This window comes from Pontibacter sp. BAB1700, assembly GCF_000277005.1.
In the GTDB taxonomy this organism is placed as follows: domain Bacteria; phylum Bacteroidota; class Bacteroidia; order Cytophagales; family Hymenobacteraceae; genus Pontibacter; species Pontibacter lucknowensis.
Genome location: NZ_AKIS01000095.1, coordinates 1 through 6,375, shown reverse-complemented (window position 1 = coordinate 6,375; position 6,375 = coordinate 1). Strand labels below are relative to the sequence as shown.

Below are 6,375 nucleotides of genomic sequence, written 5' to 3'. Positions count from 1 at the left end.
TACGTTGGTAATATATTCTGTAAATTAGCTAAAATTGTTACATATAGATTACAAATCTACTCAAATTATAGTTCGCTCTATGGCTGTAATTACGTTTACCTCAGACTTTGGCTACACCGATCATTACGTAGCTGCTGTAAAGGCCGCCATGCTGTCCCTGCAGCCTCAGGCCCATATCGTGGATATTTCCCATGGGATTGAGCCTTTCAATATCCCGCAGGCCGAGTACATTATCGGTTCGGTGTTCCGGGAGTTCCCTGAAGGCACGGTGCACCTGGTGGCAGTAGACACGCACGGTTGCAAACAGGGCAAATATCATGCTGCAAAATACAAGGGCCACTACTTTCTACTCGCTGACAATGGGTTGCTTTCGTTGCTGACAGACGGGGAGCCAGAAGTGGTAGTGGAGCTGCAGACGGATGAGGAACTGCTTCCTTTCCCAGCCAAAAATCTGCTGGCTCCTGCTGCGCTATACCTGGCTAAAGGTGGCGACATCGACGTGCTGGGTGAGCGAACTACCTCCTATAAGCAACTGCTTAACCGCCAGTTGCGCCTCAACGATCACTCCATAACAGGGCATGTCATTCATGTGGACCACTACGGCAACCTGATCACCAACATTACCAAAGACAGTGTAGAGACCATTGCCCATGGCCGCACCTACACCGTGCATTTCGGCCGCGAAACGGTTGGACGCATCCACCAGAACTATACCCAGGTAGAAGACGGCGACTGCTGCTGCCTTTACAACCATCTTGGCCAGCTCTGCATCGGCATCAACAAAGGCAACGCTGCCGAACTGCTCGGTCTAGACTTCGACTCACAGGTAGATGTGCGCTTTTATCCGGGAGCCTGAGTTGGTGATTGAGTGAATTAGTGATTGAGCGAATGAGTGATTTTTTTGACGGCTTCGCATGAAAGATAGGAACCACCGACTTGGCCTGCTGGTGCATGTGCTCACGGTGTTTGTGCTGCTCCTGAAAGGGGCAGACAAACTGAGCCAGCAGCATGTGTTGAGTGGTGGTTTTTTTGTGGGATTGGGTATATTAATTATCCTTTTATTAATTTTGGAGAAGGTTTACCACTGGTCTCATAGAAGTGTCAAGATCGCTTGCTTTCTGATCGAGTCGGCGGCACTGGCAGTTATGGCCATCGTGTTTTACCAGGAAGGCAAGCAGTACTTGCCTTATGTTTTCGGCTTAAGTGCTACTGCATACCTGATCATAGCGCTGGCTTCAATTTTTAGAAAGGGCGAGTCCACCCAGCACTAAATGGTCACAAAAATTCTCCTCTACAATTACTCAATCACTAATTCACTTGATTACTCCATGTTAATCCGCATCGTACGCATGACCTTTCAGCCGGAGAAGACGGCCGACTTCCTGGAAATTTTCCGCAACTCAAAAGAGAAGATCAGGGCCTTTGACGGCTGCAACCATGTAGAACTGCTGCAGGACCTGAATCACCCCAATATTTACAGCACCTACAGCCTCTGGGACTCCGAGGAGCACCTCAACAACTACCGCGACTCCGAGCTGTTCGGGCAGGTATGGAAGGCCACCAAGGCGCTGTTTGCTGACAGGCCGCAGGCTTGGTCGAATGTGCAAGTAGACATTTGAACTGTCTCTAACTGGAGTGGTATAGCCCCTTCAATAGCACTGCGTAATTCCTGCTGAACCAATCTTTAAAGCAGGGCTGTTTCATTCCATTCTTTTTGTCATCCGGCAAGGATCCAGGTAGCAAATAGTATAGGCTTCACCTCACGTGGCTATATCTTTTGCTATCGAATTTTGAGGTGGTTTAGGCGTATGCTGTCATTGGTAAACCTTTTTGAATAAGCAGCTTATCCAATGTTATAGTTTTTAACTATAATCCGTTTACTTTAATCTATTTGATCTATATAGACTTTCCGCGGACTTTTGTGGCGTTAATCAACCCAAATTCCACAAATGTTACGGAAATCTTTACTAGTGTTAGCTATTGCAGCAAGCGGACAGTTTGCCATGGCGCAGCAGAAGACCCTTACCACCAACACAGGTGCGCCAGTGGGCAACAACCAAAATTCCAAGACAGCAGGTGAGAACGGTCCGGTATTGCTGGAGGACGTGCATCTGATCGAAAAACTGGCCTCTTTTGACCGTGAGCGCATACCTGAGCGCGTGGTGCATGCCCGCGGTGCCGGTGCCTACGGCGAGTTCGAGAGTTACGGCGATTTCTCCCAATTTACCAAAGCTTCCCTGATCAACGGCAAAGGCAAGAAAACCCCACTTTTCATACGCTTCTCTACGGTGGTGCACGAGCAGGGCTCCCCTGAAACCTTGCGTGACCCGCGTGGCTTCGCCGTGAAGTTCTACACCGACCAAGGCAACTACGACCTCGTAGGCAATAACCTGCCAGTGTTCTTTATCCGCGACGCCATCAAGTTTCCGGACATGGTGCACTCTTTCAAGCCGTCGCCTATCTACAACAAGCAGGACCAGGAGCGCGTGTTCGACTTTTTGTCGCACCAGCCGGAGTCTACCAATATGCTGACTTACCTGTACTCTAACCTGGGCACGCCAGCCAGTTACCGCGAAATGGATGGCTTTGGGGTACACGCCTTTAAGTGGGTGAACGCACAGGGCGAGGTTACTTACGTGAAGTACAACTGGAAATCGCTGCAGGGCGTGAGAAGCCTGACAGCGGCTGAGGCATCGCAGGTACAGGCCAAAGATCATACCCACGCCACCACCGACCTGTACGAGCAAATCGGCAAAGGCAACTTCCCGAGCTGGGAACTCACCGTGCAGATGATGAAGCCGGAAGATTTGGACAAGTTCGATTTCAATCCGCTGGATCCAACCAAGATCTGGCCTGAGTCCGTGGCGCCGAGCATCAAGATCGGTAAAATGACCCTGAACCGCGTGCCGGGCAACTTCTTCGAAGAAGTGGAGCAATCGGCTTTCTCGCCGGCTACGCTGGTGCCAGGTATAGAGCCTTCCGAAGACAGGCTGTTGCAGGGCCGCGTGTTCTCTTACTTCGATACGCAGCGTTACCGCCTGGGTGCTAATTTCCAGCGCATCGAGGTGAACGCCCCGAAGGTAGAGGTGAACAGCAACAACCAGAACGGGGCCTTCAGCAACCGTGGCAAAAACTCCAACATCAACTACGAGCCAAGCGTGACCAAGCAGGGCACTTACGTGGACAGCAAGCAGCACGAATACGCTACCCGCAAGATCGACGCCGAGACCATGCAGCGCGCCATCAGCAAGCAGAACAATTTTGCGCAGGCTGGTGAGCTGTACCGCTCACTTTCCGAAGCTGACAAAAAGCACCTGATCAGCAACCTGGCAGGTGACCTGGGCCAGATCCGCAACAAAGTGATCGTGCACAAAATGGTCAGCCATTTCTACCAGGCGGATGCCGACTACGGCACCCGCCTGATGAAAGCGCTTAAACTGAACAAAAACGACGTGATGGCCCTGGTGGCAAGCAAGTAATAACAGGAACAGGCTGGGTACAAAAGGCTCAGCCTGCTTTCCCTGAACCCTGGCTGTTTGCAGAGCAGTCAGTAGATCAAATCACCCCGGTAAAACCCTTTCCCATGAAGCATACGCTACAAGTTATCTCCATTTCACACCAAACTGCCACACTCGAACAGCGGCAGGCGCTGCAATTGAGCAGAGAAGAGGCCACAGCCTTTATGCAGGAGCTGAAAGCGGCGGGACTGGTAGAGGGCGTGCTGGTGCTGACGACCTGCAACCGCACCGAGGTTTACTATGAAACAACAGCAACCGAAACTGCCGCTGTACAGCAGGCGCTACTTCGGTTTAAAGATTTAAACGCAGCTGCCTTCGCACCGCTCTTTACCTACCACAGCTACAGCGAAAGCACCCTGTACTACCTCCTGGAGGTGGGCCTTGGCTTGCGCTCGCGGGTGCTGGGTGATAGGCAGATCATTGGGCAGCTGAAGGACAGCTACCGCCTGACCAACGACCTTAAACTGGGGAGCCCTTTGCTGCACCAGGCGCTGCAAACGCTGTTCCGGGCGCACAAGCGGGTACACAACGAAACCGATTTCCGGGTAGGAGCTGCCTCGGTGGGCTATGCTGCCTTAGAGCGCCTCACAGATTTCTTTCCCAGAAAGGACTTCGCAGCCAAACGCATGCTGATCATTGGCACGGGGCAAATGGGCACCGACATCGCCCGCTATGCCAGCTCCTTTGGCTTTAAAGACATCGTGCTGACGAACCGTACCGATGCCCGCGCCGAATTACTGGCGCAGGAACTGGGTGTGCAGCACATTGCCTTCAGAAACTACACACAGGAGCTGAACAGCTTTGATGTGGTGGTGAGTTGTGTGGGTGGCGGAGCACAGTTACAGGCGGCGGCTTTCGGCGAAGCAAAAGGCAAGCGCGTGCTCCTCGACTTATCGGTGCCGCAAGGTATAGCGCCTGAAGCAGGGCAGTTGACCAACACCACCCTGGTGAACATCGACCAGATCAGCCGCCGCACGCAGGCAGTATTGGTGACGCGGCAGGCTGCCATTGCGGCAGTGGAGCAGATTATAGCTGAAGAAACAGAAGTTTTTTCCCTGTGGCTGCAGGACCAGCCCGTGGCGCAGGCCATCGGCGAACTGAAAACCTTTTTTGCAGAAGTATTGGGCAGCGAGCTCCAGAAGCACATTAGTCCTGCCGACAACGCAGCGGCACAGGCCATTGCCAAGGCCACGCTTGATCGACTGATCCGGCGCCCGGCAGCGCCCTGCGCACCTCCGAAGGTATAGCCCGTGAGCAACTTTTGCAGGCCATGCAGCAATTGTTCAGAACGGCACCTTCCGATAAGCAAATAACAGTTTAACACGAGCTTAACCGCTGGCTATACCTACGCATGCGGCGGCCTGTAACATATACCATTTAACCCATAACTTATACCTGAATACCATGTTCAAATCATTCATTTTCAACTTACTCTTCTTACTTATACCTGCCACCATTTTCGCGCAGACCACCGACCTGATCGGGGCAGCCAGGGCAGGCGATGTGGCGGTGATACGCGAGCACCTGCAAAGCAAAGCCGACGTGAATGCGGCCGACCAACGCGGCTTCACACCGCTGATTATCGCCGTGTATGGCGGTCACCATGAGGCAGTGGAAGTGCTACTGGAAGCTGGTGCTAATGTGAACCAGCAGGATGCCTCGGGCAATACCGCCCTGATGGGAACAGCCTTTAAAGGATACTCGGCGCTGGCGGAGCTGCTCATCAGCAAAGGGCCGATGTGAATGTGCAGAACGGCAACGGCGGCACCGCCCTGATGTTTGCCAGCATGTTCGGCCGCAATGACCTGATCGGGCTGCTGGTGAAGCATGGCGCCGATAAAAGCCTGAAAGACCAGCGCGGCCTCACTGCCCTTGACCTGGCCAGGCAGCAGGGCAACGAAGAAGGCATTAAGCTGTTGCAATAGTTTTATAGTTGCGTTTAAGGTGAGTGGCCTGTGCTGTGAGAGCGGCACAGGCTTTCGCTTGACTAGCCCTTTACAGGTATAGCCGGTGCGTGCCTTTTTGCGCAGGTATAAACATTCTTAAGGCTTTTTCCTGTACTTTTGCTACGTATACCTGTTGGTGTTTACTGATAACTGTTTACTGATCACTGTGACTATGAATTATTTCGAGTTTTACCATATACCTGAGAGTTTCCTGCCCGACGAGAAAGCGATCAAAAGTCGCTACTACGAGCTGAGCCGCGAGTACCACCCCGACTTTTACGCGAACGAGGACCTGGGCACGCAGCAGAAGATCCTGGAGCTCTCCACGCTCAATACCAACGCCTACCGCACCCTCAGCGATGCCGACCTGCGCATGCAGTACATCCTGAAAGAGCACGGCCTGCTGGAAGAGGGCAAAAACGAGCTGCCGGGCGATTTCCTGATGGAGATGATGGAGATCAACGAGGAACTGATGGAGCTGGAGTTCGATTTTGACGCCGCCAAACTACACGAGATAGGGGAGAAGAGCTCGGGCACCATGGCTGCTTTAGAAAATGATATCCTGCCGGTGCTGCAGCGATACCCTGAGCTTCATGGAGTTACCAAAGAAGAGGCCTTGCAGGAGGTAAAAACCTACTATTTGAAGAAAAAATATTTGTTGCGTATTCAGGAAACTTTATCTAAGTTTGCAACCCGTTCCTGATAGTCGATCAGGAACAAAAGTTCGACTCCGGCCCAGGGTGCTATACCTGAAACCAGATAGAACAAAATGCCTTGGTGGCGGAATTGGTAGACGCGTTGGTCTCAAACACCAATGAGGTTACACTCGTGCGGTTCGACTCCGGCCCAAGGTACAAAAACGAAAAACCCACTGAAATTCAGTGGGTTTTTTCGTTTATAGATAGCAGAAA

Annotated in this window: 8 protein-coding genes and 1 tRNA gene; all 9 read left to right on the top strand. The window is 52.3% G+C overall.

Features of this window, described 5'->3' with window-relative positions:
* Positions 1-79 precede the first annotated feature (79 nt).
* The 9 genes from O71_RS11790 to O71_RS11755 all read left to right on the top strand — a co-directional run bounded on the left by O71_RS11790 (position 80) and on the right by O71_RS11755 (position 6,318).
* Positions 80-856 carry an S-adenosyl-l-methionine hydroxide adenosyltransferase family protein gene (locus O71_RS11790; protein WP_007656919.1) on the top strand — a complete coding sequence of 259 codons (777 nt, stop codon included), beginning with the start codon at positions 80-82 and terminating at the stop codon, positions 854-856.
* 58 nt (positions 857-914) lie between these two features.
* On the top strand, positions 915-1,271 hold the full coding sequence (locus tag O71_RS11785) for a hypothetical protein (RefSeq protein ID WP_007656917.1): 357 nt from the start codon (positions 915-917) through the stop codon (positions 1,269-1,271).
* Between the two features lie 57 nt (positions 1,272-1,328).
* On the top strand, positions 1,329-1,619 hold the full coding sequence (locus O71_RS11780) for a putative quinol monooxygenase (RefSeq protein ID WP_040574214.1): 291 nt from the start codon (positions 1,329-1,331) through the stop codon (positions 1,617-1,619).
* A gap of 351 nt (positions 1,620-1,970) precedes the next feature.
* On the top strand, positions 1,971-3,479 hold the full coding sequence (locus O71_RS11775) for a catalase (RefSeq protein ID WP_304412032.1): 1,509 nt from the start codon (positions 1,971-1,973) through the stop codon (positions 3,477-3,479).
* 104 nt (positions 3,480-3,583) lie between these two features.
* Entirely contained in the window at positions 3,584-4,765 is a 1,182-nt protein-coding gene (gene hemA, locus O71_RS11770; protein ID WP_007656911.1) for a glutamyl-tRNA reductase, read from the top strand.
* Positions 4,766-4,922: 157 nt separating this feature from the next.
* Complete coding sequence (locus tag O71_RS11765; protein WP_369750915.1) at positions 4,923-5,261, top strand: ankyrin repeat domain-containing protein; 339 nt, start codon at positions 4,923-4,925, stop codon at positions 5,259-5,261.
* A complete protein-coding gene (locus O71_RS27270) occupies positions 5,258-5,443 on the top strand; it encodes an ankyrin repeat domain-containing protein (protein WP_369750914.1) in 186 nt (61 codons plus the stop codon). Before O71_RS11765 ends, O71_RS27270 begins: the two co-directional genes overlap by 4 nt.
* 193 nt (positions 5,444-5,636) lie before the next feature.
* Entirely contained in the window at positions 5,637-6,167 is a 531-nt protein-coding gene (hscB, locus tag O71_RS11760) for a Fe-S protein assembly co-chaperone HscB (protein ID WP_040574213.1), read from the top strand.
* A gap of 68 nt (positions 6,168-6,235) precedes the next feature.
* Positions 6,236-6,318 (top strand) — tRNA-Leu (locus O71_RS11755).
* The last annotated feature ends 57 nt before the right edge of the window (positions 6,319-6,375 follow it).